Annotated in this window: 24 protein-coding genes and 1 pseudogene; 19 read left to right on the top strand and 6 right to left on the bottom strand. The window is 29.2% G+C overall.

Features of this window, described 5'->3' with window-relative positions; translation table 11 throughout:
• Positions 1-137: 137 nt before the first annotated feature.
• From G507_RS0103430 to G507_RS0103410, 5 genes are all read left to right on the top strand, one after another.
• A complete protein-coding gene (locus tag G507_RS0103430) occupies positions 138-968 on the top strand; it encodes an alpha/beta hydrolase (RefSeq protein WP_026716173.1) in 831 nt (276 codons plus the stop codon).
• A 14-nt stretch (positions 969-982) separates the two neighbouring features.
• Positions 983-1,552: a cob(I)yrinic acid a,c-diamide adenosyltransferase gene (locus G507_RS0103425; RefSeq protein ID WP_026716172.1), complete on the top strand. Its 570-nt coding sequence runs from the start codon at positions 983-985 to the stop codon at positions 1,550-1,552.
• A 201-nt stretch (positions 1,553-1,753) separates the two neighbouring features.
• Positions 1,754-1,975, top strand: a complete 222-nt coding sequence (locus G507_RS0103420; RefSeq protein ID WP_022828503.1) for a DUF2795 domain-containing protein — start codon at positions 1,754-1,756, stop codon at positions 1,973-1,975.
• A gap of 87 nt (positions 1,976-2,062) precedes the next feature.
• Positions 2,063-5,413 carry a preprotein translocase subunit SecA gene (gene secA / locus G507_RS0103415; protein WP_026716171.1) on the top strand — a complete coding sequence of 1,117 codons (3,351 nt, stop codon included), beginning with the start codon at positions 2,063-2,065 and terminating at the stop codon, positions 5,411-5,413.
• Between the two features lie 112 nt (positions 5,414-5,525).
• Positions 5,526-5,867 (top strand): hypothetical protein, encoded by a 342-nt coding sequence (locus G507_RS0103410; RefSeq protein ID WP_157496476.1) that lies wholly within the window; start codon positions 5,526-5,528, stop codon positions 5,865-5,867.
• 43 nt (positions 5,868-5,910) lie between these two features.
• Here the strand turns inward: G507_RS0103410 and G507_RS0103405 are convergent, their stop codons facing one another.
• The 4 genes from G507_RS0103405 to G507_RS0103390 form a co-directional block, all read right to left on the bottom strand.
• Positions 5,911-6,093: a hypothetical protein gene (locus tag G507_RS0103405; RefSeq protein ID WP_026716169.1), complete on the bottom strand. Its 183-nt coding sequence runs from the start codon at positions 6,091-6,093 to the stop codon at positions 5,911-5,913.
• The gene (locus G507_RS0103400) at positions 6,094-7,032 is read right to left on the bottom strand and encodes an ABC transporter ATP-binding protein (RefSeq protein WP_026716168.1); all 939 of its coding nucleotides are present in this window, start codon (positions 7,030-7,032) and stop codon (positions 6,094-6,096) included.
• A 91-nt stretch (positions 7,033-7,123) separates the two neighbouring features.
• On the bottom strand, positions 7,124-8,431 hold the full coding sequence (locus G507_RS0103395; protein WP_026716167.1) for an ABC1 kinase family protein: 1,308 nt from the start codon (positions 8,429-8,431) through the stop codon (positions 7,124-7,126).
• 178 nt (positions 8,432-8,609) lie between these two features.
• Positions 8,610-9,278, bottom strand: a complete 669-nt coding sequence (locus G507_RS0103390; RefSeq protein WP_026716166.1) for a TetR family transcriptional regulator C-terminal domain-containing protein — start codon at positions 9,276-9,278, stop codon at positions 8,610-8,612.
• Positions 9,279-9,385: 107 nt separating this feature from the next.
• Here G507_RS0103390 and G507_RS0103385 point away from each other — a divergent pair, with 107 nt between their 5' ends.
• Positions 9,386-10,504, top strand: coding sequence for a glycoside hydrolase family 53 protein (locus tag G507_RS0103385; RefSeq protein WP_084518924.1), 1,119 nt, complete (start codon positions 9,386-9,388; stop codon positions 10,502-10,504).
• 51 nt (positions 10,505-10,555) lie between these two features.
• Here the strand turns inward: G507_RS0103385 and G507_RS0103380 are convergent, their stop codons facing one another.
• Both G507_RS0103380 and G507_RS0103375 read right to left on the bottom strand, forming a co-directional pair.
• Complete coding sequence (locus G507_RS0103380; protein WP_026716164.1) at positions 10,556-11,248, bottom strand: YiaD family glycine zipper/OmpA-like lipoprotein; 693 nt, start codon at positions 11,246-11,248, stop codon at positions 10,556-10,558.
• A 14-nt stretch (positions 11,249-11,262) separates the two neighbouring features.
• Positions 11,263-11,733: a lipocalin family protein gene (locus G507_RS0103375; RefSeq protein WP_026716163.1), complete on the bottom strand. Its 471-nt coding sequence runs from the start codon at positions 11,731-11,733 to the stop codon at positions 11,263-11,265.
• Between the two features lie 254 nt (positions 11,734-11,987).
• Here G507_RS0103375 and htpG point away from each other — a divergent pair, with 254 nt between their 5' ends.
• From htpG to G507_RS0103310, 13 genes and pseudogenes are all read left to right on the top strand, one after another.
• Positions 11,988-13,877, top strand: coding sequence for a molecular chaperone HtpG (gene htpG, locus G507_RS0103370; protein WP_026716162.1), 1,890 nt, complete (start codon positions 11,988-11,990; stop codon positions 13,875-13,877).
• Positions 13,878-14,579: 702 nt separating this feature from the next.
• A complete protein-coding gene (locus G507_RS0103360) occupies positions 14,580-16,880 on the top strand; it encodes a hypothetical protein (RefSeq protein ID WP_026716160.1) in 2,301 nt (766 codons plus the stop codon).
• Positions 16,881-17,003: 123 nt separating this feature from the next.
• Positions 17,004-17,444, top strand: a complete 441-nt coding sequence (locus tag G507_RS0103355) for a hypothetical protein (protein ID WP_026716159.1) — start codon at positions 17,004-17,006, stop codon at positions 17,442-17,444.
• A 126-nt stretch (positions 17,445-17,570) separates the two neighbouring features.
• Positions 17,571-18,464, top strand: a complete 894-nt coding sequence (locus G507_RS0103350) for an ABC transporter ATP-binding protein (RefSeq protein ID WP_026716158.1) — start codon at positions 17,571-17,573, stop codon at positions 18,462-18,464.
• 36 nt (positions 18,465-18,500) lie between these two features.
• The gene (locus tag G507_RS0103345) at positions 18,501-19,349 is read left to right on the top strand and encodes an ABC transporter permease (protein ID WP_026716157.1); all 849 of its coding nucleotides are present in this window, start codon (positions 18,501-18,503) and stop codon (positions 19,347-19,349) included.
• A gap of 16 nt (positions 19,350-19,365) precedes the next feature.
• Positions 19,366-21,372 carry a choice-of-anchor L domain-containing protein gene (locus G507_RS0103340; protein ID WP_026716156.1) on the top strand — a complete coding sequence of 669 codons (2,007 nt, stop codon included), beginning with the start codon at positions 19,366-19,368 and terminating at the stop codon, positions 21,370-21,372.
• Positions 21,373-21,374: 2 nt separating this feature from the next.
• On the top strand, positions 21,375-21,746 hold the full coding sequence (crcB, locus tag G507_RS0103335) for a fluoride efflux transporter CrcB (RefSeq protein WP_035665574.1): 372 nt from the start codon (positions 21,375-21,377) through the stop codon (positions 21,744-21,746).
• Between the two features lie 11 nt (positions 21,747-21,757).
• Positions 21,758-22,768: a DHH family phosphoesterase gene (locus G507_RS0103330; RefSeq protein WP_026716154.1), complete on the top strand. Its 1,011-nt coding sequence runs from the start codon at positions 21,758-21,760 to the stop codon at positions 22,766-22,768.
• Between the two features lie 2 nt (positions 22,769-22,770).
• Positions 22,771-23,319, top strand: coding sequence for a gliding motility-associated peptidyl-prolyl isomerase GldI (gene gldI, locus G507_RS16355; protein WP_035665571.1), 549 nt, complete (start codon positions 22,771-22,773; stop codon positions 23,317-23,319).
• Positions 23,320-23,326: 7 nt separating this feature from the next.
• On the top strand, positions 23,327-24,418 hold the full coding sequence (locus G507_RS0103320; RefSeq protein ID WP_026716153.1) for a peptidylprolyl isomerase: 1,092 nt from the start codon (positions 23,327-23,329) through the stop codon (positions 24,416-24,418).
• A gap of 13 nt (positions 24,419-24,431) precedes the next feature.
• On the top strand, positions 24,432-25,505 hold the full coding sequence (locus tag G507_RS0103315; RefSeq protein WP_026716152.1) for a peptidylprolyl isomerase: 1,074 nt from the start codon (positions 24,432-24,434) through the stop codon (positions 25,503-25,505).
• A gap of 83 nt (positions 25,506-25,588) precedes the next feature.
• Positions 25,589-25,952 (top strand): annotated as a pseudogene (locus tag G507_RS17495) (DUF2200 domain-containing protein).
• 76 nt (positions 25,953-26,028) lie between these two features.
• Positions 26,029-26,670 (top strand): NAD(P)H-binding protein, encoded by a 642-nt coding sequence (locus tag G507_RS0103310; protein WP_026716151.1) that lies wholly within the window; start codon positions 26,029-26,031, stop codon positions 26,668-26,670.
• Positions 26,671-26,673 lie beyond the last annotated feature (3 nt).

Genomic DNA, 26,673 nt, shown 5'->3' with positions numbered 1-26,673 from the left:
AATTTATTAAGTCATGATTATTCTTCTATCAATTATTATATTGTTATACATCGTTTTAAAGGTTTTGCATAAAGTATATCCCAATAGTATGAATCATCAAAAAACGTTTCATTTAAAGTCAAACAAGAAAAGTGATAATGAAAAAGAATCTATATAAAATACTTAAAGTAGTTACTTTACTAATTATAGTTTTTTTTGGATTACTCTATTTTTTTCAAGAAAAAATCATATTTCTTCCAGAAAAACTAGATAAAAACTACAACTTTGCTTTTGAAAATGAGTTTGAAGAATTGAGTTTCAAAACAAATGATAATACAACTTTAAATGGACTATTATTCAAAGCAAAAGAATCTAAAGGTTTAATATTCTATCTTCATGGAAATGCAGGTTCATTAAAAAGTTGGGGATATGCTTCAGATTTATATACTAAATTTGATTACGACATATTTATATTAGATTTTAGAGGTTTTGGAAAAAGTGATGGAACAATAAAAAGTGAAGAACAATTATTTCAAGACAACCAACTTGTTTACGATCAATTAAAAAAGAAATATACTGAAAAAGACATTATCGTAATTGGATATTCTATTGGTTCTGGAATGGCTGCAAAATTAGCTTCAGACAACAATCTAAAACATTTAATTTTACAAGCACCATATTATAGTTTAACTGATTTAGTAAAAAGTAAATTTTCATTTATTCCTTCATTTCTTTTAAAATATAAAATAGAAACAAATAAATTTCTCAAAGATTGTAAAATGCCTATAACAATATTTCACGGTGATAATGACAATGTGATATATTATGAATCATCAGTAAAATTAAAAAATCAATATAAAGACAAAATAAATTTTATTACATTAAACGGACAAAGTCATAATGGTATTAATGAAAATTATGATTACGCTTTTCAATTAATGGATATTTTAAAATATAAACCCAAAGAAAATCTAAATTCTGATTTCTAAATTCTAAATTTAAAATGAAAGTTTACACAAAAACAGGAGACAAAGGAACCACAGCCCTTTTTGGAGGCACAAGAGTTCCAAAACACCATATAAGAATCGAAAGCTATGGAACCGTAGATGAATTAAATTCATACATAGGGTTAATTCGTGACCAAGAAATAGATTCACATTACAAAACAGTTTTAGCCGAAGTTCAAGACAGATTATTTACGGTTGGAGCCATTTTAGCAACACCTCCAGAAAAAGAAACTTTAAAAAACGGACAACCAAGACTTCAAAATTTAGGTTTAGTTGAAACTGACATCGAGTTCTTGGAAAAAGAAATTGACACTATGGAAGAATCACTTCCGCAAATGACACATTTTGTTTTGCCTGGTGGACACACAACCGTGTCATATTGTCATATTGCCCGTTGTGTTTGTCGTAGAGCTGAACGTTTAGCTGTCCATTTAAATGACTTAGAGCCTACAAACGAACTTGTTTTGACATACCTAAACCGACTTTCTGACTATCTTTTTGTGTTGGCACGAAAGTTGTCTTTAGACTTAAAGGCTGAAGAAGTAAAATGGATTCCAAGGAAGTAAGTTTGCAGTATTCAGTAAGCAGTAATCAGTTACAGTTTAATGCTATTAAGTATGTGTTTTAATACTAATTACTGAACACTAAAAACTGAACACTGAACACTAAAAAAAACACGTTCTTAAAAATAATTATAAAATAAATCAAAAAAAACTTGACTTTTTAAGTTAAAAATTTATTTTTGCACAAATTTAAATCGATAAAAGATGTATTGGACATTAGAATTAGCGTCATATTTAAGTGATGCACCTTGGCCAGCAACCAAAGATGAGCTTATTGATTACGCTATTAGAGCCGGAGCTCCATTAGAAGTAGTTGAAAATCTACAGTCTATTGAGGATGAAGGAGAGATCTACGAATCAATGGAAGAAATTTGGCCAGACTATCCAACAGACGAAGATTATCTTTGGAACGAGGATGAGTATTAAAAATAATAAATAATCACAACAAAAAAGTCTCAACTTGAGGCTTTTTTTTTGGTTATATTTACAAACAATTAGATAAAACAAACTATTATGAGTTTTTTAAATTCAATATTGAAGGCTTTTGTGGGTGATAAATCCGAAAAAGACGTTAAAGCCATTCAACCACTTGTAGCTAAAGTTCACACTTTTGAAAAAGCTTTAGCTGCCTTATCTCACGATGAATTAAGAGCTAAAACGGCTGAATTCAAAGAGAAAATAAAATTAGCTAGAGCAGAAAAAGATGCTAAAATTGAATCTCTTAAAACAGACGCTGACAACACAGCTGATATTGATGCAAGAGAAGATATTTATGCAGCAATTGATGTTTTAGAAGCAGAAGCTTATGAGATTACAGAAAAAGTATTAAACGAAATACTTCCTGAAGCCTTTGCAGTGATTAAAGAGACAGCTAAACGTTTTAAAGACAATACAACTTTAACCGTTAAAGCAACTCCAAAAGATATCGAATTATCAGCTACAAAAGCTTACATAAATATAGATGGAGATAATACAACTTGGTCTAACTCATGGGATGCTGCTGGAAAAGCCATCACTTGGGATATGATTCACTACGATGTACAGTTAATTGGTGGTGTGGTTTTACATCAAGGTAAAATTGCCGAAATGCAAACAGGTGAAGGTAAAACATTGGTAGCAACACTTCCTTTGTATTTAAATGCCTTAACTGGAAATGGTGTTCATCTTGTAACAGTAAATGATTATTTAGCAAGAAGAGATAGTACTTGGAAAGCTCCTTTATTCGAATTTCACGGAATGACTGTTGATTGTATTGATAACCACCAACCAAATTCACCACAAAGAAGAAAAGCATACAACGCAGATATTACATACGGAACAAATAACGAATTTGGTTTCGATTATTTACGTGATAATATGGCTCATGCTCCAGAAGATTTAGTACAACGCAAACACAATTATGCAATTGTAGATGAAGTTGACTCGGTTTTAGTAGATGATGCTCGTACACCTTTAATAATATCTGGTCCAGTTCCACAAGGAGACAGACAAGAATTTAGTGAATTAAAACCTAAAGTTGAAAACCTGGTTAGTTTACAAAGACAATTAGCAACAGGATTTTTAACAGAAGCTAAAAAATTAATCAAAGAAGGAAACACTAAAGATGGTGGTTTTCAATTATTGAGATCATATAGAGCCTTACCAAAAAGTAAAGCATTAATCAAATTTTTGTCGGAAGAAGGAATTAAACAATTACTTCAAAAAACAGAAAATCAATATATGGCAGACAACAATCGTGAGATGCCAAAAGTTGATGAAGCATTATATTTTGTAATTGAAGAAAAAAACAATCAAGTTGAATTAACCGATAACGGAGTTCAATTTTTATCACAAGATACAGATTCAAGTTTCTTTGTTTTACCAGATATTGGAACTGAAATTCACAAAATCGAAAAAGCAAATCTTTCAAAAGAAGAAGAAGCTGAAAGAAAAGACGATTTATTTAAAGACTTTTCAATCAAATCTGAACGTATTCATACTTTAACGCAATTACTAAAAGCGTATTCTTTATTTGAAAAAGATACTGAATATGTTGTAATGGACAACAAAGTGTTAATTGTTGATGAGCAAACAGGTCGTATTATGGATGGTCGTCGTTATTCTGACGGATTACACCAAGCGATTGAAGCCAAAGAAAACGTAAAAATTGAAGCTGCAACGCAAACATTTGCTACAGTAACTTTACAGAATTATTTCAGAATGTACAGCAAATTAGCTGGTATGACTGGTACTGCTGTAACTGAAGCTGGTGAATTATGGGAAATTTATAAATTAGATGTTGTTGAAATTCCAACAAACAAACCTATTGCTCGTAATGATAAAGAAGATTTGATTTACAGAACAGTTCGTGAAAAATTCAATGCTGTTATTGAAGATGTTGTAAAATTATCAAATTCTGGTCGTCCAGTATTAATTGGAACAACTTCTGTTGAAATTTCAGAATTATTAAGTCGAATGTTAAAAATGCGTGGCATTCAACACAATGTATTGAATGCAAAAATGCACAAAAATGAAGCTGAAATTGTAGCTGAAGCAGGAAACCCTGGTGTTGTAACCATTGCAACAAACATGGCTGGTCGTGGAACGGATATTAAATTATCTGCTGAAGTAAAAAAAGCAGGTGGTTTAGCAATCGTTGGTACAGAACGTCATGATTCTCGTCGTGTTGACCGTCAGTTACGTGGTCGTGCTGGTCGTCAAGGAGATGTTGGTAGTTCTCAATTCTATGTTTCTTTGGAAGATAACTTAATGCGTTTATTTGGTTCTGAAAAAGTAGCCAAAGTAATGGATAGAATGGGATTACAAGAAGGTGAAGTTATTCAGCATTCGATGATGACTAAATCTATTGAACGCGCTCAGAAAAAAGTAGAAGAAAACGCTTTTGGTGTTCGTAAACGTTTATTAGAATATGATGACGTAATGAACGCTCAAAGAGAAGTAGTATACAAAAGAAGACGTCATGCCTTACATGGAGAACGTTTAAAGGTCGATATCGCGAATATGATGTATGACACTTGTGAACTTATCATTCAAGAAAATAAAGGTGCTGGTGACTTTAAAAACTATGAATTTGAATTGATTCGTTATTTTTCAGTAACTGCTCCAATTACAGAAAGTGAATTCAACAAACTTTCAGAAATGGAAGTTACCGGAAAAACTTATAAAGCTGTTTTAGCACATTATGAAGAAAAAGTAATTCGCAATGCAGAAGAAGCTTTTCCAGTAATTAAAAATGTATACGAAAACAACAACGGAAAATATGAACGAATAGTAGTTCCTTTTACAGATGGAATTAAATCTCTAAACGTAGTTACAAATCTTGAAAAAGCATATGCAACTCAAGGTAAATCGTTAGTTGGTGATTTTGAAAAGAACATTACTTTAGCTATTGTTGATGAAGCTTGGAAAAAGCATTTACGTAAAATGGATGAAATGAAAACTTCGGTTCAGTTAGCAGTTCATGAGCAAAAAGATCCTTTATTAATCTATAAATTTGAAGCATTCAAGTTATTCAAAAAAATGATTGATAATGTGAATAAAGAAGTAATTTCATTCTTGTTTAAAGGTGATTTACCTTCTCAAAATCCAAATGAAATTCACGAAGCTAAACAAGAACGTCAACAAGAAAACTATACAGAAAGTAAAGAGTCAACTGAAATTAATGATTCAGCTGATGCCAATAGACGAGCTGGTCAAAATGCAAGTCAACAAAGACAAGTTACTGAAACTATAGTTAGAGACACACCTAAAATCAACCGAAATGACACTGTTACTATAAAACATGTAATGAGTGGGAAAACGGAAACTATGAAGTTCAAAAAAGCAGAAAGCATGCTTACTTCTGGTGAATGGGTTTTAGTATAAAAATTTAGAAATAAGAAATAAGAAATAAGAATTTAGAAATCCTCAATTGAAAAATTGGGGATTTTTTTTGGCAATAAAATTCGGATAAAATCGTTAATTTTAAAACAAAGCAGTGAAAAAAATTATCTTTATACTTTCTGGAATGGCACTATTCTTAACTTTAGTCAGTTTTGGATTTTATGCAGTTAGTAAAATGATTTACAACAGTTGCTCTTGTGAACAGTTTAATATTGACAATATCGAATTACGAACTAGAATCAATATTCCAAATGTAAAAAATGTTGAATGTACTTATAATGAGAGAAAAAAAACTAAAAAAGCCACATTTCTAATTGATACAGAAAAAATAGATTTAGATTATTATATCAAGAAAAATAAATTAGTAAAATCTGATTATGGTGAATTGTATGTTAAATCAAATAACATAAAAGTCATTCATACAAAGGAGTTTTAAATAAAAAAACAGGAAAATTAAATATTGAAATTAATTTTAAAGATTAATTTTGACTCTGTTTATTTCTATGTCTAATTGAAATAACCATTGCAACAATTAATACAATATTAGAAATAATTCTTAAATAGAATCCTTTATCATCTCCATTGAAAACATAATTATACAAATTAAAAATCAGTAATAATGAACTTGCAATTATAACAAAATAAGGTAACTTATTTTTCATTTATTTTTTCTTTAAATATATGTATTTTCCAATTTCAATCTCTTCATTACTCACAAAAAACAATTTTCCGTCATTATAAATGGCTTCTATCAAATAATGACTTCCTTTGAAATAATTCTGACTAACAATAACTTTCAATTTTGAATCATCAGCAACTTGCAATTGATTTGGATAAATTAATAAAGTTTCAGTTGAATCATCGTCAAAATAACTAGCCTTAATTTCATTAACATCATCAAAAAGTGAAGCTACATAATAATTAGGTGGATTTGCGATTAACGTTTCGGGAGAACCATTTGCAATTTGTTTTCCGTCTTTTATCACAATTATTTCATCTACAAATGGCAAATAATCGTTTTCATCGTGAGAAGCAATTATTGTTGTAATATTATGTTCTTTCAGGTATTTAAAAAGACTTCTTCGTAAACTATTTTTCCTAAAATTATCTATGTGACTAAAAGGTTCATCTAATAGTAACACTTCAGGTTCTAAAGCTAAAACTCTGGCCAAAGCTACTCTTTGCATTTGTCCACCACTTAAAAATTTGGCTTTTACATTGGCAACTTCTGTCATTTCAACAATTTCGAGTAATTCTAGAATTCGCTCTTGTTTTTTTTCTTTATCAATATTTGACAAATACTTTCCAACATTTTCAGCAACCGTTATAAAAGGCATCAAATCAAAATCTTGAGCCAAATATTTCATAAAATCCATTCCAGGAACCAAATTGTATTTTGGACCTAAAACTTCTTCATCTTTCCAAAAAATATGACCTTTATCTAAATCATGTAAACCATAAATAAGTTTTAACAACGTACTTTTTCCACAACCACTTTCACCAATAATAGCAAGATTTTTTCCTTCATATAATTCATAAGAAAAGGTTGGAATAGTTTTTTGTTTTAAATAAGAAAACGAAATATTTTGAATCGAAAGCATAGCTAATTTTAAAATTACAAATTTACAATTAAATAAAAAAAGAGCACTACTCTTTTCAAAGTAATGCTCTTTTCAACAAACAAACTAAAAACTAATTGTATTTTTCGTACTGTTTTGTATCAACTCTAGATTTTAAATCGTGTAATAAATTATATAATCCAAAAAATGTTCTGTTGATGTATAAAAAATGTTTAGAACCTCTATTTCCATTCATTTTTCTTAATTGGGTATCTTTTGAAAAATCTTCTCCCATTGCAGCAATTTGACCAAAGAATTCAGTGTCAGAAAAGTCAAAAGAATCACCATGAAAGGGTTTAGTGAACAAACTCAATAAACGGTGAAATAAAGCTGTAAAATACTCAACTTCTTTTGGTGAATCATCTTCTCTAAGAATTTCTAATTCATATAACTTAGCGTTAAAAAGCTTAGGATTATCAATAATTTTTGGATCAGCCAATTGAAAATAAGGCACATAAAAATCTTCTGGAACTTGTTTAATACAGCCAAAATCAATCGCAATTAAATTCCCTTCTTTATCTACCAAAAAGTTTCCTGGATGAGGATCTGCATGCACTTGTTTTAATTTATGAATTTGATACATGTAAAAATCCCATAAAGCTTGACCCAATTTATCTCCTAATTCTCTATCTGTATTATGTGCTGTGAATTCAGATAAATGTTCACCGTGCATCCAATCCATTGTAATTACCTTTTCGGATGAAAGTGCATCATAATATTTTGGGAAACGTAAATTCTCAATTTGGGCACACGCTTTTGAAATTTCATTCCCTTGACGCAATTCCAAATTATAATCCGTTTCTTCCATCAATTTATATTCCACTTCTTTGAAATATTTTTCCGAATCTTTACCTTTTAAATTAAACATTTGAATAGCAAACGGTTTCACAATAGCCAAGTCAGAGCCAATACTATCAGCAACTCCAGGATATTGAATTTTGACAGCCAATTCTTTTCCGTCTTTTGTAGCTTTGTGCACTTGACCTATACTTGCAGCGTTTACCGAATTTTCAGAAAATGTATCAAAAACATCTTCTGGAAATTTATTTAAATATTTTTTGAAGGTTTTTCTAACCAAAGGAGCAGATAAAGGTGGAACAGAAAATTGAGCTAATGAAAATTTTTCTACGTATGCTCTAGGCATAATGTTTTTCTCCATACTCAACATTTGTGCTACTTTCAAGGCACTTCCTTTAAGGTTCTTTAATCCGTCATAAATATCTTCGGCATTATTTTCATTCAACTTATCTTTTGTCAAAGAAGGATTAACGATTTTTTCACCATAATAAGCCAAATAATTTCCACCAACTTTGAAACCCGTTTTTACTAGTTGTCCAGCTCTTTCAATTTTGTTAGTCGGTATTTTATCTAATGTTTTCATATCTTTTTTTTATGCTGAACTTGTTTCAACATCTTTTCAAAATTATCTTGTCATTCTGAACTTGTTTCAGAATTTGGGCGTTCCCTTATAGGTCAGGCTTTCCGCACTCGCTTTTAGGGTTTTGTCAAACCCTAAAGAGCTTAAACAATGCTCCAATCCTTAACGCAAATCTCGCTTGTTAATTAAATCGTTCTTTCCAAAGAAACTTTCCTAAATCTATTACACTTTCAAGTGGCGTTGTATCTAGAACATCTAAAACAGCTTTTACTGATTTTTCAATCATAATATCTGTTTTCTCAAATCCTTTTGAGGTATCGTCTAACCAAAATTTAAGTAAAAACAAAAACTGAATCCAAGCACCTTCTGCAAATAACGGTTTAGTAATTCTTTGAATTTGTTCATTTTTAGGCTCTTCATTCTCATCAATAATTTGATTAATAAATGATTTGAAATGTGTTCTCAACCCTTTTAATTGTTTCAAATTTTTTAAACCCTCTTTATTTTCTTTTAAAGTAAAATGAACATAGCTTCTGTTTAAAGTAAGTACTTCGAACATTGTAAAATATAATGATAATAACTTATTTCTATTTGAATAAGAAGCAAAATTTTCATCTTTTGTTAAATTTGAAGCTGTATTTTCGTAGAACTTAATCCAGATATCTTCCTTCAAAGCATCAATTGATCCATAAAAGCGATAGAAATCAGTTTCCTCAATTTCGTTTTCTTTACAAAACAAGTATACATTTTTAGGTTCAGCATTATTAGATAAAACGCTATCCATATATAGAGATACAAGAGTATTGTCGTCTATTTTTTTCTTTTTGGTTGTAGTTTTTTTAACTGCCATAATTGTATTTTTTAATAACGATATAAATTTACAAAATATGTTTAACTTATTTATAGATATATTAAACAAAGTTATGTTAAATATTTTTCATTATTTTTGAAATAAAAATGCGTACCTATTTCATACTTTTTTTAATTCTATTTATGAACTCGTGCTCTTTAGATAAAACTGAAGAAGTTATTAATCAAGTTCCTAAGAGCAAAACTTTTTATAAAGGAATGGATTTGTCATTTCAAATGGAATTAGAAAGTTACAACCTATCATATAAGGACAAAAACAACAATCCAATAGAGATATTATCTTTCGTTAAACAAAACGGTTGTAATTTAGTTCGTCTAAAAATCTGGCACACACCACTTGACGGTCAAAACACGTTAGCAAAAGTAAAAGCTTATGCTTTAAAACTGAAAGCGCAACAAATTGATTTTTTATTGGATTTTCATTATTCTGATTATTGGGCAGATCCATCTAATCAAACACCACCTCAGGCTTGGCAAAATTTAACACAAGACCAAATAAGACAAGAAATATATTTGTATACAAAAAATGTTTTATCGGAATTGAGCAATCAAGGTACAATGCCAAAAATTATTCAAATAGGTAATGAAACAGATAGTGGTTTTTTATGGAATTATGGAAAAGTGTGGAATGAATTCAATGCCAATTGGAGTAATCTAGCTCAATTATATACTAAGTCAGCCCAAGCTGTTAGAGAAGTTGGAGGAAGTGAAGTAAAAATAATGCTACATCATTCAAGTGTTGAAAATTCTATTTATTATTTCAATAAATTAGCTCCATTTAGTTTAGACTATGACGTTATTGGTGTTTCCTATTATCCTCAATTTCAAATAAAAGATTTAGATTTGGTGCAGACCAAATTAAATACGTTAGCATCAACTTTCAGTAAAGAAATAATGATTGTAGAAGTAGCTTATCCTTTTACATTAGATTATAATGATTCAAGCGCTAATTACATTGGGTTTTCAAGTCAAATCATTACTAATTATCCTGCAACTCCTTCAGGTCAAAAAGACTTTATGCTTAAAATGATTTCAATTCTTAAAAACATTCCAGATAATAAAGGAATTGGTCTTTGTTATTGGGCACCAGATTGGGTTGCTTTTACTGGAAATCAGGTAACTTCTACTGCAGGAAGTTCTTGGGAAAATCAATGCTTATGGGATTTTAATTTAAAAGCATTACCTGCTATGGATGTCTTTCAATAAAAAAGCTACCTTAAATAAGATAGCTTTATATAATTTGTATTTAAAAAAATGTTATTTTCCTGCTTCTGTTTCAGCATCCTGAATCATTTTGTCGTTTGCAGTAATTGCAAACTCAACTCTTCTATTTTTACTTCTTCCTTCTACAGTTTCATTATCTGCAATTGGATCAGCTATTCCTAAACCCTTTGTTTCAAAACGTGCAACACTTAAGCCTTTTCCTGCCAAGTAATTTTTTACTGAAGCAGCTCTTTGTTCTGATAATTTCTGATTAAAATCAATTGATCCTGTACTATCAGTATATCCAAAAATTGTAATATCTGTGTCAGCATAGCTTTTAAAAACTGGAATTAATTTATCTAAATTAGCCTGAGCTGATGCGGTTAAGGTAGATTTACTTGTGTCAAAACGAACTGCATTTTCTCCTAGAACTAATTTAATTCCTTCTCCTACTCTTTCAACTTCTGCACCAGGCAAAGCTTCTTTAATTTCACGAGCTTGTTTGTCCATTTTGTTACCAATAACTCCTCCGGCAACTCCACCAACTACTCCACCAAGAACTGCTCCTAATTCAGAACTTCCTCCTTTTACATTATTTCCTATAACTGCACCTAAAACTGCTCCAGCAGCAACTCCAATAGCAGCTCCTCTTTGAGTTTTGTTAGTGTTTTTTGCAGCTTCACAACCTGTTAAAACGATTCCTGCAATTAAAATAAAACTTAAACTTTTTAATATTGAATTTTTCATCTGTATGTTTTTAATTATTGTTTTTGAAATTGGTAAGTCACTTCTTTCATTGAACCTCCAACATTGATTTTATCTATTAATTCAAAGCTTGTTTCTGTAACATTAGCTACTCTTAATATATATCCTTGATTTACTTTTTTTGCTTTGTAATCATTTATAATTTTCATTACAAAATTTCCTTCCTGGTTTATGTACCAGGTAATAGGTGAACTAAATGAAATGCAACTTGCATCATTAAGTGTCATAGTTCCTTTATTATTGTTAGAAACAAATTTCCAAGTACTACCTAAAAAACATTTTGAATCAGCTAAATCAAATGAAGTCACTTTAATATAATCTGAACCAGGAAAGCTTACGTTTGTAACTGTCCAATCTCCTTTTATAATTCTTTCAACTTTATTATCAACATTTGTGTTGGTAACTGACTGTGATTTACAACCAATCATAGTGATTGTAATCAGTAATAATAGTAAACTTTTTTTCATAATTTATTGTTTTTTATTTGTGTGGATACAAATTTGGTATAATCCAGAATCTAATATATATCTAACAATAGAAAATCTGATGAGAAACCCAATTTATTTCTTTACAAATTTAAGCTAGAATTTAATAAGTAACTTATAAAATTTCAAATTAATTTAACAAAATTCCAACATCAGTCAATTTGTCAGATGAAATGCAATTGGTACTCTATTTGTCTATTGTAAAGTCAAATTGTTTAACCTAAAAAAATACAGATATGACAACAGGAAAAATTAATGTTTCAGTAGAAAACATCTTTCCCTTAATCAAAAAGTTCTTATACAGTGATCACGAAATTTTCTTGCGTGAACTTATTTCAAATGCAACCGATGCCACTTTAAAATTAAAACACTTAGCGAGCATTGGAGAATCAAAATCAGAATATGGAAATCCTATTATTGAAGTAAAAATCGATAAAGAAGGAAAGAAATTACACATTATTGATCAAGGTTTAGGTATGTCTGCGGAAGAAGTAGAAAAATACATCAACCAAATTGCTTTTTCTGGAGCTGAAGAGTTTTTAGAAAAATATAAAGATTCAGCTAAAGATTCAGGTGTAATTGGTCATTTTGGATTAGGATTTTATTCTGCTTTTATGGTAGCATCAAAAGTAGAATTGATTACAAAATCACACACTGATGCGCCAGCTGCTCATTGGACATGTGATGGAAGTCCAGAATTCACTTTAGTTTCTAGTGATAAAACTACAAGAGGAACAGAAATCATTTTACATATTGCTGAAGATTCTTTAGAGTTTTTAGAAGAAAGTAAAATTGGTGGCTTGTTATCTAAATATAACAAGTTCATGCCTATTCCAATTAAATTTGGAACAAAAACTGAACAACTTCCATTACCTGAAGGAGCAGAAAAAGATGCAAAACCAGAAGAAATTGAAGTTGACAACATTATCAATAACCCAAATCCAGCTTGGACAAAATTACCAACTGAATTAACAGATGCGGATTATAAATCGTTCTACAGAGAAATGTATCCAATGCAATTTGAGGAGCCATTGTTTCACATTCACTTAAATGTAGATTATCCTTTTAATTTGACTGGAATTTTATATTTTCCAAAATTGTCTTCTGACATGCAAATGCAAAAAGATAAAATTCAGTTATACCAAAACCAAGTTTACGTTACAGATAATGTAGAAGGAATTGTACCTGAATTCTTAACAATGTTAAAAGGTGTAATTGATTCTCCAGATATTCCTTTGAATGTTTCTCGTTCTTATCTTCAGGCAGATGGAAATGTGAAGAAAATTTCAAATTACATCACTAAAAAAGTGGCTGATAAATTGAAATCATTAATCACTGAAAACCGTGAAGATTTCGAGAAAAAATGGAACGACATTAAAATTGTATTGGAATACGGAATGCTTTCTGAACCAAAATTCTATGAAAAATCAGCTGCTTTTACATTATATCCAACAGTAGATGACACATACTTTACTTTAGAGGAATTAAAAGAAAAAGTAAAAGATACACAAACGGATAAAAACGGAAAACTAGTTGTTCTTTATGCTTCAAACAAAGAAGCGCAACACAGTTATATTGCTGCTGCAAAAGACAAAGGGTATCAAGTTTTATTATTAGATAGTCCAATTGTTTCACATTTAATTCAGAAATTAGAAAGCGACAATGAAAACTTAACTTTTGTACGTGTTGATGGTGATGCAATTGATAAATTGATTGAAAAAGAGGAAACTCAAATTTCAAAATTATCGGATGAAGAAACAGAAACCTTAAAAACTGCGATTGAAGCTGTTGTTCCAAAAGAAAAATATAGCGTTCAATTAGAAGCAATGGATAGCAATGCTGCGCCATTTATGATAACTCAACCTGAATTCATGAGAAGAATGAAAGAAATGAGTCAATCTGGTGGTGGCGGTGGAATGTTCGGAATGGGCAATTTCCCAGAAATGTACAACTTGATTGTAAATTCAAATTCTGAATTCGCGACTTCTTTATTAAATACAAAAGACGAAACGGTTAAAGCAAACTTGGTCAAACAAGCTTTAGATTTAGCCAAACTATCACAAGGTTTATTAAAAGGAGAAGAATTAACTGCTTTTGTGAAACGTAGTTTTGAGACTATAAAATAATCAACTTTGTCATTCTGAACTTGATTCAGAATCTCATTAAAAATCAAAACCTGCAATTGAAAACTTGCAGGTTTTTTTTGCAGTTTTGAGTTTCAAAAACAAAATATATTATCAATTAAAAATGGAGAAATTTTTAAATATTTATTTTTATAATTTTTATTTATTATATAGGTTTTTAGGAAAAATAATAGCTGTATATCTAAACCCATTTGCTTGGATTAATAATTTTAGTAAAATGAAGTTAGGTTCAAAATTATTTTTTCAGCACATGGAAAATAACTTCCCAACCTTTTTACATAGATATAAATATGATCAAAGAGTGAAATTTTATTTTATACCTTTTCTAACTTTAGTAAATTTATTTATTATAACTATTTCACTCTATTTATTGAATTTAAATATTGCAAAATATTTTTTTATTGTGTTGAATATAAGCTTTTTCTTATCGTTAATTGAAGCTTATACTTATCTATTTAATAACAATAAATATCAAAACTATTTTGAAGAGTTCTATGACACTAAAAAATATAATTTTCCATTAACAACATTTTTATCTATATTAGTAATGCTATGTCTTTGGTTATATATCATCTGTAATAGCTAAAATAGTTGCTGAAATAAATTCAGCATAACAAAGATAAACCTGTGAGTGAAAACTTGCAGGTTTTTTTTGTATGTTTGAGTTTCTTAGACTAAATCTATATGAATAAATTAATTAATCTTTGCATAATATTCTTTTTCATTAAAGTAAATGCTCAAGATAAATTTATAGAAAACGTAGCAAAACCATTATTAAAAAATCAATTGTATATTGAGAAAGTTTTTGTGCACACAAATAAAGCATCATACAATAATGAAGAAACTATTTGGTTTCAAACATTTGTTGGAAACCAAAAAAACGAACCTTCACAAAGCACATCTTTACTCTATGTCAATTTAATTAATGATACTGGAGATATTATTTATTCACAAAATATTTACATTAACAAAGGGATTGGAGTTGGACAAATTGAATTGCAAAACAACCTCACAACTGGGAAATATTATATTCAAGCCTTTACAAATTATATGAAAAACTTTGGTGATTCTAATTTATTTATGAAAGAAATTACTATTAATGGAATAAAAAATGAAAAAAAAATAAAAAGTAAAAACTATTATGATATTCAATTATTTCCAGAAAACGGATATTTAGTTGAAAATCTTGAAAATACCATTGCAGTCAAATCGCTTTTTAATGGTTTAGGAAATGAATTTGAAGGTAAAGTATTCAATACTAAAAATGAAGAAGTTGTAAATTTTAAAAGCAAACATTTAGGAATGAGTTCTTTTAAGTTCATGATTAAAGAAAATGAAAAGTATTATGCTTCAATAACGACAAATGACACTTTAATAAAAATTGAAATTCCTAAAGCGTTAAAAAATGAAATCAAATTAGATATTATAAATAATAAATCAGAAAAACTAATTGTAAAACTCAGCAGCAGTTTAGATATTGATTTAATCAATAATAACTACACCTTACTATTTCATCAAAAAAATAATTTATTTGATTACATTACCATTTCAGATGAAAGACTTCTAAATTCCAATATTGAAATCAATAAAAAAAAATTAAGTAAGGGCATTAACTCAATTACACTTTTCAAGAATTTAATTCCAATCGGAACTAGAAAAATTTACATTGATAATTCAAATGAAAACCCTCAACTAGAAATTGAAAAAACCAATACTACAAAAGACTCTATTACTTATAAATTAAAAATTAAAACTAATAAAACTCCATTAAAGGCAAATTTAAGTATAAGTGTTTTATTAGAAAATGATATTAAAAATGATGAATCTAGTTCTATAAAAAGTGCATTCTATTTATCACCTTACATCAGAGGATTTATTGAAAAGCCTTCATATTATTTCAATTTAAAAAATATAAATAGATTAGAATATATTGATTTACTTTTACTAACTCAAGGTTTTGAAAAATATAATCTTGATGAGTTTATTGCAAATCTAAACCCAACAGAAAAATTTGATTTTGAAAATGGTTTTAACTTAAAAGGAAGTGTCAAACCAACTTTGAGCTCACATTTAGGCATAATGTCAAAAAGTGATTTTTTAATTCAAAAAGTATATATAAACAATTTTAAATTTAATTTTCACAACTTATTACTCTACAAAAATGACGAAGTTAAGATAGGTTTTTTAAATGATAACAATGAACTAATACAACCCAAAGAAATAACTATAGACGAGAATGAACAAGACATAAGTTTCTTTAAAAACAACTTGAAACCTAGTTATAAAGTTATTAATAAAACAATTGAAAATGTAGAAACAAGTAGTATTAACCTAACTAATACAACAATTCTGAGAGAAGTAACGCTTGTTGAAAAAAGCAGACTAAACAATAGAGAATCTGAAATTCAAAAAAAATACAAAAAAATGGTTTTTGATATAGGTGCTTATTATGAATTAGAATTACCCGAAAATAAAAATAAAAACGAAGAATTATTTTTAAGCTATTTTTTGAAAGATCAAAACATTACATTAGTCAATTGGAAAGGTTTAGAGAATTATTTGGAAATTTCTCCAACAAAGGAAGCCGTTTTATATGTAAATGGAAAAAAGTTAAGATCAGATGAGATTCCTTCATTGAGAATAAAAATAAAAGATGTTGACACTTTTTTAAAACAACCATTTCAAAATTTTATTAAGTACCAAATCTTTACAAATGATAATTATAATAATGATATTATTGAACTATTTGACAAATTTGTCATAAAAAATGGATATGACAAAAACCGTACTTATTACAATCCAGCATATGATTTTTTTGAAAAAAATAAAGTCATTGAAGTTGACTGGAAAACAAATTTAAAAACTAATGAGCAAGGAGAAGTTGAATTTAAAATTCTCAATACTAACATCACATCAAAATTATTATTTGGATTAGAAGGATTTTCTGATGGTGGAAAATTAATAAGCGAACAATTATATAATTAATTATTCGATTATCTCTTCAAGTAAAGTAAGTAGAAAAAATTACTTATATTGGCATTATAATGATAAAATTACTCAAATAATCAATTTTTTTGAGTAGAATATTGAAAGTAAATAAGAAATTTTATGTTGAATTTATTTAAAAAAGTAGTAAAAAAAATAAGTGGTCAAGATGAACCACAAAAAAATCTTGTAGATATTTTCACCGAAGAAAAAGTTAGTGACTATATTGGGGATAAAATTGCTAGTCATGAAACAGGTGGAATTTGGATTAAAGTACAAGAAATAGCTGAATTTCATTTCTTAAATGTTACAATTGTTGGAACTCAAAATATAAAAACCCAAAACGGAATTACTTTTGACTTCATAGCAAAAGACAAAACCTACGAATTAAATTCTGACACAAAAGAAATAAAGTCAGAACCTTCAACTGTTTCCAATCAATTCGTTACTCAATTTAGTTTTGACATCACAGAAGTAGATTTTGATATAATGTTAACCGAAGGAATTACTATTGAAGTAAAAAGTAATAAGCAAACTGAAGAGTTTATCGTTATTAAAGAATAAGAATAATTTCCACAGGTTAATTAGTAAAAATTCTTGTAATTAGTGTCAACTTTTTTTCGAATTCTCTAATTGAAGTAACAAAAATCAACTTCCAACGTCTTATGTTCACAACTAAAAACTAAAACTTTGGAAACTATACTTTCGATAAAAAATCTGAATAAAATATTTGGTAAAAAAGTTCACGCAGTAAACAACGTTTCTTTTGAAATTCAAAAAGGAAATGTGTACGGAATTTTAGGTCCAAATGGCTCAGGAAAATCAACAACACTAGGAATCGTTTTAAACGTTGTCAATAAAACTTCAGGAGAATTTTCTTGGTTCAATGGAACTATGGAAACCCATGAAGCGTTAAAAAAAGTAGGTGCAATTATTGAAAGACCAAACTTTTATCCTTATATGACAGCTCAAGAAAATTTAGAGCTAGTCTGTAAAATAAAAGACATTCCCTACACAAAAGTTATTGAAAAGCTAGAACTAGTTGGATTACTTGAAAGAAAGGATTCAAAGTTTAAAACCTTCTCTTTAGGAATGAAACAACGTTTAGCTATTGCTTCTGCCCTATTAAATGATCCAGAAATTTTAATTTTAGATGAACCAACAAATGGTTTAGATCCGCAAGGAATTCGTCAAATTAGAGATATAATTCGATTAATTGCTTCACAAGGAACAACGATTTTATTAGCTTCCCATTTATTAGATGAAGTCGAAAAAGTTTGTACTCATGTAGTTGTGCTTCGTTATGGAAAAATGCTTTATCAAGGTTTGGTAGACGAAATGGCTTCAAATGAAGGCTTCTTCGAATTACAAGCCAATGACAATGCTCTTTTAATGCAAGTTTTAGACAATCATCCATCAGTTAAAAATTGTATAGAAGAAGAAGGAAAAGTAATTGTTCATCTAAAAGGTAAATTAGAAGCTGAAGAGTTAAACCAATTTCTTTTTGAGAACAAAATCATCCTAAGTCAATTAATCAAAAGAAAACACAGTTTAGAAGAGCAATTCTTACAATTGACTAAATAACCAATTCCATTACTCCCATTACCTAAAACTATAAAAATGATACGATTACTCAATATAGAATTTCAAAAGCTTTGGAAAAACAGAGCAAGCAAAGTATTAACTATAACTTACTTTGTTCTATTAACGTTAATTTCATTAATTGCTGCTGTTGAATTTGACATTGGTCCTATTCATATAAGTGTTGCTGATCAAGGGGTTTTTAATTTTCCCTTTATTTGGCATTTTAATACTTATGTGGCTGATTATTTCAAGATATTTTTGGCTGTTGTAATTGTTTCCATGATGGCAAATGAGTACAGTTATGGAACCTTAAAACAGAATTTAATTGACGGAATGAGTAAGAAAGAATTTGTGCTTTCTAAATTTATTACGGTTGTTTTATTTGCTTTAATTTCAACTTTATTTGTTTTTATTGTATCCCTAATTTTAGGTACGATGTATTCTTCTTACACTGAAATTGGAATCATTTTTTCGCAAATTGATTATTTATTGGCCTTTTTTGTAAAACTTGTAGCCTTTTTCTCTTTCTGTTTATTCCTAGGCGTTTTAATTAAACGTTCAGCTTTTGCTTTAGGTTTTTTGCTTTTTTGGTATATGTTTGAAGGTATTTCATTTGCCATTCTTAAATTTTTAATTTTAGGACAAAAAAATAATGAAGAAACTTTTATTGATAAAATATACGATTTTATGCCTTTAGAATCTATGTCAAATTTAATAATTGAACCACTAACAAGATTAAATTTTGCTAAAACCATTGGTAGTCAAGTTGGTATTGAAAATATAAAAGATTATAGCGTTCACTATACAACTCTTATAATTGTGTTAATTTGGACTGCAATATTTATTTTTGGTTCATATTACATAGTAAAGAAAAGAGATTTGTAGTATCTTTGCCTTCGCTATGAAAGGAATAAAATATATAATACCGCTTATTTTAACTGTATTTTTTTGTCAAAAAAATTACAGTCAATACATTACAACTGACGAAAATTATACAGCTCAACAGTTAGTACAAGACGTTTTAATTAATAGTCCGTGTGCAACGGTTTCTAATTTTTCTGTTTCAGGAGGAAATTTCACTTCAGGTGAAAAAAGTTACGCTTATTTTGATGGAACAGGTTCTACTTTTCCATTTCAAAACGGAATTGTTTTAAGTACAGGGAAAGCTTCAAATACTCAAGGTCCAAATAATTCATTATCTGATGATGGGAACGGAATGGGATGGAATGGTGATCAAGATTTAGAACAAGCTTTAAATATTACGAATACTATAAATGCTACAATTCTAGAATTTGACTTTGTTTCTGTCGGAAATAAATTTAGTTTCGATTATATTTTTTCATCAGAAGAATATCAAGGAACTGCACCATGTCGATATTCTGATGGTTTTGCCTTTTTGCTTAAAGAAGTTGGCTCAACCAATAATTATCAAAATTTAGCTTTAGTTCCTAATACAAATACACCTGTTTTGGTCACAACTGTTCACCCACAAATCTCTGGTGGAAATGGTTGTCCAGCCATAAACGAACAATATTTTGACGCCTTTAATGGAACAGAACATCCAACCAATTTTAATGGTCAAACAGTAGTTTTAACGGCCAAAGCAGATATAAATCCAAACGTTTTATATCATATAAAATTAGTTATTGCTGATGAAGAAAATTATAGATATGACTCAGCGATTTTTATTGGCGGTGGAAGTTTTAATTTTGGTTTAGATTTAGGAGATGACCAATTAATTGCTGATGGAAATCCATTGTGCCAGAATGAAAATTTGGTTTTAGATGCAACTCAAGCTGGAACTAATACTTATCAATGGTATCAAGATGGAAATTTACTTGCTAGTGAAACAAATCCAACTTATACTGTCATTTCAGGAGGAAATTATTCAGTGGAAGTAAATATTAATGGTTTATGTATTTCTGAAGGAGAAATTGAAATTGAATACGCTCCAACTTTAATTGTAGCAGAAGATGAGTTTATTCAATGTGATACAGATGGAACTCAAGATGGATTTTCAAGTTTTGATTTAAATACTATTAAAAACCAAATATTCTCAAATTTACCAACATCATATGTAGTTGGTTTTTTTGAAACAACAACTAGTACAACTTTATTACCTGCAAATTACACAAATACAATTGCAAATCAACAAGTTATTTATGCTAAAATAATGAATATTCAAGGTTGTTATTCGGCTTTTCCAATTACCTTAAAGGTAAATACTATTTTGTTAGGTCAAAACGAAATCATTGGTTTATGTAATGGAAGTTCAACAACATTATCAATAGCAAACGGTTTTACATCTTATAGTTGGAATACAAATCCCATTCAAACGACTAATCAAATAAATATAAATACAGCAGGAAATTATACTGTCACAGTAACAAATGCAGATGGTTGTTCGACAACAAAAACTTTCACAGTTGAATTATCTGAACCTGCGACAATTACAAACGTCATTGTAAACGATTTTAGCAATAACAATACAGCTACAATTGAGGTTGTTGGAAATGGAAATTATGAATTCTCGTTAAACGGAATAAATTACCAAGCAAGTAATACATTTACAAATCTTCAAACTGGAAATTATTCTTTCTTCGTAAAAGATACAAAAGGTTGTGGCATTACACCTGGAACTTTTCAAATATTAGCAGCTCCTAAATTTTTCACACCAAATGGTGATGGTTTAAATGAGTATTGGCAAGTTCCTTTATTAGCTTTGCAACCTAAAACCATTATTACTATATTTGACAGATATGGAAAGTTAATTTACAGTTTCAAAGCCAATCAAAATGGTTGGGATGGAAAATTTAATGGTGAAACCCTTTTTGCAGATGATTATTGGTACACCATAGTTTTTGAAAACGGAAGAATTGTAAAAGGACATTTTAGTTTAATTCGTTAACTATGTTGAAAAATTTATTTTTAGTAGCAATCGGTGGAGCTTCAGGCAGTGTCCTGAGGTATTTAGTTCATTGGATTGTTTCTAAAAAATCGATTTCGAATTTTCCCTATCAAACTTTTATTGTAAATATCATTGGTTGCTTATTTATTGGCATACTTGTTGGCTATCTAGCAAAAAACAATAGCCAAAATGAAACCTTAAAACTCCTTTTAATCACAGGTTTTTGTGGAGGTTTTACCACCTTTTCAGCTTTTGGATTAGAAAACATAAACATGATTCAGAATCAAAATTACCAACTAGCCTTTATATATACTTCTCTATCATTAATTTTAGGAGTTTTAGCTGTTAGTTTAGGAATATTCATTTCAAAATAATTAAAATATAAATGTTTAATCAAACAGAATTACAAGAACTAAAAGCACTTTTATTAGCTCCCAAAAAAATCAGCATTATTCCACATAGAAATCCAGATGGTGATGCCATGGGTTCTACTTTAGCTTTATATCATTTCTTAAAAAAACTAGATCATCAAGTTGTAGTAGTTGCTCCAAATGAATATCCTGATTTTTTAGCTTGGTTACCAGATGCAGATAAAATTCTTGTTTTTGAACGTGAAAACGACAGAGTCAAAAAAGAAATTGAAAGCAGTAAATTAATTTTCACTTTAGATTTCAATGCTTTACATAGAACAGGTGATGTTATGGGAGCTTATCTTGAAACATTAGATATTCCGATGGCGATGATTGATCACCATCAAGCACCAGACGATTATGCTAAATTTACTTTTTCAGATGTAGCTTATGGTTCAACTTGCGAAATGGTTTATCATTTTATAGTTGCATTAGGCTATAGAGACAGCATTGATAAAGAAATAGCTACTTGCATTTATACAGGAATCACAACAGACTCAGGGAGTTTTAGATATCCAAAAACAACAGGAACAACACATAGAGTTGTAGCTGATTTAATTGATAAAGGAGTAAACAATTCAGTAATTCACAACCAACTTTTCGATAATTCTTCCATGAATCGTCTTAAAATTCTTGGAATGGCATTAAATAATTTAGTTGTTTTACCAGAATATAAAACGTCATATATTACTTTATCACAAGATGAATTAGATAGTGCAAACAACCAAAAAGGAGACACTGAAGGTATTGTTAATTACGGATTATCTATAAAAGGCATAGAGTTTGCAGTAATTTTTATCGAAAATAAAGAAGAAGGAATTGTAAAAATATCATTCCGTTCTCAAGGAGATTTTGATGTAAATGCATTTGCCAGAAATCATTTTAGTGGTGGCGGACATATAAATGCTGCTGGAGGAAAATCATTGTTATCGTTAGAGGATACTGTAAAAAAATTTATTGCTATTTTAGCAGCTGAAAAAAAATAAAAATGAAAAAACTAACCGTACTACTAATTTTAAGTTCATTCTTTGTTAATTGTACAAACCAACAAGCTCGAAAACCAATTTCTCAATCGTCTGGTTCATTTATTAATGAATCTATCGAAAGAAATAAGGTGCTTATTGCTGATGAAGAAAAAGCTATTGAAAATTTCATTAAAAAAGATAGTTTAAATCAATATATTTCATCCCCAAAAGGCTATTGGTATTCATACAACACCAAAGTTGATCAGGCAACAGTAACACCAGTTAGAGGTGACATTGCTTATTTTGATTATGAATTAAAAAGTTTAGATGGAAAAATAATTTATACCAAAGCTGAATTAAAGCCACAAACTTATTATGTGGACAAAGAAAATATTTTAATGGGTTTACGTGACGGAATTAAAATAATGAAAAAAGGAGAAGAAATCACCTTTCTTTTCCCTTCTCACATAGGTTATGGTTACCACGGTGACAACGATAAAATAGGCACAAATGAACCATTACTTTGCACAGTAATATTAAAGGAAATTAAAAAAGATACTTCAAACAAATAATTTAAAAATGAAAAAAATAAGTTTATTTTTTATAGCTCTAGTAGCTTTATTTACATCTTGCAAGAACAACCCTTATGCCGATTTAGGTGACGGTTTATTTGCTAATATTGAAACTTCAAAAGGAGATATTATTGTAAAATTAGAATACAAAAAAACACCTATTACTGTTGCTAATTTTGTTTCTTTAGCTGAAGGGAAAAATCAGTTTGTAGAAGAAAAGTTTAAAAACAAACCTTTTTATGATGGATTAAAATTCCACAGAGTTATTGCCGATTTCATGATTCAAGGTGGTGATCCAATGGGAACAGGTGAAGGTGGACCAGGTTACAAATTTAAAGACGAATTTGATGAAACACTTAAACATAATAAAGGTGGAATCTTATCAATGGCTAATGCTGGACCAGGAACTAATGGTTCACAATTTTTTATTACCCATAAAGAAACGCCACATTTAGATAATTTACACACAATTTTTGGTGAAGTGGTTAAAGGAATGGAAAACGTAAATTCTATTGTACAAGATGATTTAATTTCTAAAGTAACAATTATTAGAAATGGTTCTGATGCCGAAAAATTTGATGCCGAAAAAACTTTCAATGCTTATTATAAAGATGAAGCAAAAGCCCTAAAAATTGCTGAAGAAAAAGCCAAAAAAATTAGCACAGAAAAAGAAGCTTACCTTATTGAAAAAAGAAAAGAAGCTACAAAAACAGCTTCGGGTTTAGAATATGTAATCATAAACAAAGGAACGGGAGCAAAACCAAAAGTAGGTACTCAAGTATTTGTTAATTATGCAGGGTATTTTGAAAATGGCGATATGTTTGACACAAGCTATGAAACTATTGCAGAACAATACGGTCGATTAGATGACAGAAGAAAAGAAATGAAAGGATATCAACCATTCCCTTTTCAGTATGGAGAGAAGAAAGGATTAATTCCTGGATTTATAGAAGCCTTAGAAAACATGAAGTTTGGTGACAAAGTAATTGCTTATATTCCGTATCAATTAGGATATGGAGAACAAGCAAATGGACCAATTCCTGCAAAATCTAACTTAATTTTTGAAATAGAAATGCTTGAAAAAGCACCACAATACTAAATAAATATTTAAAATGAAAAAACTCATAGCACTTGCATTGTTATTTACTTCAATCTTCACTTTTGCACAGACAGAAGATGGATTATATGCACAAATGAAAACCAACAAAGGCGATATTTTAATTAAATTAGAATACCAAAAGACACCAATAACTGTTGCAAATTTTGTTTCGTTAGCCGAAGGAACAAACCCTTTTGTGGAAGGAAAGTTAAAAGGAAAACCTTTTTATAATGGATTAAAATTCCACAGAGTTATAGCCTATTTTATGGTACAAGGAGGCGATCCTGATGGAATTGGTTCTGGTGGACCAGGTTATAAATTTAAAGATGAATTTGATCCATCATTAAAACATACCAAAGGAGGAATTCTTTCTATGGCAAATGCTGGACCAGAAACAAACGGTTCACAATTTTTCATTACACACAAAGCAACACCTTGGTTAGACAACAAACATAGTGTTTTTGGAGAAGTTCTTGAAGGAATGGATGTAGTAAATGCAATTGCTCAAGGTGACCAAATAATGGAACTAAACATCATAAAAGTTGGTTCTGAAGCAAATAAATTTGATGCTAAAAAAGTGTTCAGCGATTATTATGGTAAATTAGGAGAAGAAGCTAAAGCAGCAAAAGAAATAGCTGAAAAAGCAGCAAAAGACAAAATGGCTTTCTTAACTAAAATGAGAAAAAAAGCTACTAAAACAACTTCTGGATTAGAATATGCTTTTATCACTAAAGGAAAAGGAGCTAAACCAGCTGCAGGTACAAGTGTCCTAATTCATTATGCAGGATATTTTGAAAATGGAGACATGTTTGATAGTAGTTATGAAGAAGTAGCAAAAGCTTACGGAAAATATGACCACAGAAGAGCTGACAGCAATGGATATCAACCTTTTCCTTTTGAATATGGAAAAAAAGAGGGTTTAATACCTGGATTCATCGAAGGATTAGAACAAATGAAATTAGGGGATAAATTACTAGTATTCATTCCTTATAATTTGGGATATGGAGAAAAAGGGGGTGGACCAATTCCAGCAAAAACAAATTTAGTTTTTGAAATTGAAATGTTAGAAAAAGTTACTCCTCAATAATCTTAAATATAGAAAAAGTCAAAAAGCCTTTACGTAATTGTAAAGGCTTTTTTTATTATATTTGAAGTTAACAATTTAAAAAAATGAAACCAACTGAAGACCATAATCAAAGGATAGCAAAATTGACTTTCGCCTCAGTCTATCCAAATTATGCTTCAAAAATTGTAAAAAAGATAGAATCATTCAAGAATTACACCAAGTAATTGAATAGCTAAGAGATTTTGATGAAGTAAAACTTCAAGAATTAATTGACAATAAAGATACTTTTGAAACCTTTTTTCAAAAAGCAACTCTTAACCCAAATGCAAATCTTATAAAAGGAGTTATTTGTAGTCATCGTATAGAAGAAATTGAAAATACTTTAACCCAACAAGTACGCTATTTAGATAAACTAGTAGACGAACTAGCCAAAGGAAAAAAATAGAAAATATATTAAGAAAATCATAAACAAAGTCAGATTCGATAAAACGATATAAGTTTTTGGTATATTTGATAAAAGCTGAAAAAATCAAAAATATATCAAATGAAAGCACTTATAATCGGAGCTACAGGAGCAACAGGGGAAGAATTATTACAAATGATTTTAAAAGATGACACATACAAACAAGTTGACATTTTTGTAAGACGAGAAGTAAATATAGAGCATGAAAAATTAAAAGTTCATATAATAGATTTTGACAAGTCCGATGAATGGAAAGCACTAGTAAATGGAGATGTTTTATTTTCTTGTTTAGGCACAACCCTTGAAGCAGCTGGAAGCAAAGAAGCCCAATGGAAAATTGATTACGGTTATCAATATGAGTTCGCCAAAATTGCTCAAGACAATAATGTAAACAATTATGTTTTAATTTCCTCTTCTAATGCATCTTCTAACTCCTTACTTTTTTATACAAAAATGAAAGGAAAATTAGAAGAAGCTGTGAAAGCCCTTTCCTTTACAAAATTAATTATTTTTAATCCACCCATTTTAATAAGAGAAGGCAGTGAACGAAAAATGGAAGTTATAGGAATTAAAGTAATTAAATTCTTCAATAAATTAGGTCTATTCCATTCACAAAAACCAATGGAAACAAAACTGTTAGCAAAAGCAATGATAAAAGCAGTAAAAGTTTTGTATAATGGACAACATTCTATAGTAGGACAAAATATTTTGAAATTTACTTAAACA

The sequence above is a fragment of the Flavobacterium gelidilacus DSM 15343 genome, from assembly GCF_000422685.1.
GTDB classification, from domain to species: Bacteria; Bacteroidota; Bacteroidia; order Flavobacteriales; family Flavobacteriaceae; genus Flavobacterium; species Flavobacterium gelidilacus.
The sequence above is the reverse complement of the archived record's forward strand: the minus strand, read 5'-3'. Positions and strand labels throughout refer to the sequence as shown.

Excerpts from the sequence above, each read along its gene's own strand:
- G507_RS0103430 (WP_026716173.1), top strand. The coding sequence starts at position 138 with ATGAAAAAGAATCTATATAAAATACTTAAAGTAGTTACTTTACTAATT.
- G507_RS0103425 (WP_026716172.1), top strand. The coding sequence starts at position 983 with ATGAAAGTTTACACAAAAACAGGAGACAAAGGAACCACAGCCCTTTTT.
- G507_RS0103420 (WP_022828503.1), top strand. The coding sequence starts at position 1,754 with ATGTATTGGACATTAGAATTAGCGTCATATTTAAGTGATGCACCTTGG.
- secA (WP_026716171.1), top strand. The coding sequence starts at position 2,063 with ATGAGTTTTTTAAATTCAATATTGAAGGCTTTTGTGGGTGATAAATCC.
- G507_RS0103405 (WP_026716169.1), bottom strand. The coding sequence starts at position 6,093 with ATGAAAAATAAGTTACCTTATTTTGTTATAATTGCAAGTTCATTATTA.
- G507_RS0103400 (WP_026716168.1), bottom strand. The coding sequence starts at position 7,032 with ATGCTTTCGATTCAAAATATTTCGTTTTCTTATTTAAAACAAAAAACT.
- G507_RS0103395 (WP_026716167.1), bottom strand. The coding sequence starts at position 8,431 with ATGAAAACATTAGATAAAATACCGACTAACAAAATTGAAAGAGCTGGA.
- G507_RS0103390 (WP_026716166.1), bottom strand. The coding sequence starts at position 9,278 with ATGGCAGTTAAAAAAACTACAACCAAAAAGAAAAAAATAGACGACAAT.
- G507_RS0103385 (WP_084518924.1), top strand. The coding sequence starts at position 9,386 with ATGCGTACCTATTTCATACTTTTTTTAATTCTATTTATGAACTCGTGC.
- G507_RS0103380 (WP_026716164.1), bottom strand. The coding sequence starts at position 11,248 with ATGAAAAATTCAATATTAAAAAGTTTAAGTTTTATTTTAATTGCAGGA.
- G507_RS0103375 (WP_026716163.1), bottom strand. The coding sequence starts at position 11,733 with ATGAAAAAAAGTTTACTATTATTACTGATTACAATCACTATGATTGGT.
- htpG (WP_026716162.1), top strand. The coding sequence starts at position 11,988 with ATGACAACAGGAAAAATTAATGTTTCAGTAGAAAACATCTTTCCCTTA.
- G507_RS0103360 (WP_026716160.1), top strand. The coding sequence starts at position 14,580 with ATGAATAAATTAATTAATCTTTGCATAATATTCTTTTTCATTAAAGTA.
- G507_RS0103355 (WP_026716159.1), top strand. The coding sequence starts at position 17,004 with ATGTTGAATTTATTTAAAAAAGTAGTAAAAAAAATAAGTGGTCAAGAT.
- G507_RS0103345 (WP_026716157.1), top strand. The coding sequence starts at position 18,501 with ATGATACGATTACTCAATATAGAATTTCAAAAGCTTTGGAAAAACAGA.
- G507_RS0103340 (WP_026716156.1), top strand. The coding sequence starts at position 19,366 with ATGAAAGGAATAAAATATATAATACCGCTTATTTTAACTGTATTTTTT.
- crcB (WP_035665574.1), top strand. The coding sequence starts at position 21,375 with ATGTTGAAAAATTTATTTTTAGTAGCAATCGGTGGAGCTTCAGGCAGT.
- G507_RS0103330 (WP_026716154.1), top strand. The coding sequence starts at position 21,758 with ATGTTTAATCAAACAGAATTACAAGAACTAAAAGCACTTTTATTAGCT.
- gldI (WP_035665571.1), top strand. The coding sequence starts at position 22,771 with ATGAAAAAACTAACCGTACTACTAATTTTAAGTTCATTCTTTGTTAAT.
- G507_RS0103320 (WP_026716153.1), top strand. The coding sequence starts at position 23,327 with ATGAAAAAAATAAGTTTATTTTTTATAGCTCTAGTAGCTTTATTTACA.
- G507_RS0103315 (WP_026716152.1), top strand. The coding sequence starts at position 24,432 with ATGAAAAAACTCATAGCACTTGCATTGTTATTTACTTCAATCTTCACT.
- G507_RS0103310 (WP_026716151.1), top strand. The coding sequence starts at position 26,029 with ATGAAAGCACTTATAATCGGAGCTACAGGAGCAACAGGGGAAGAATTA.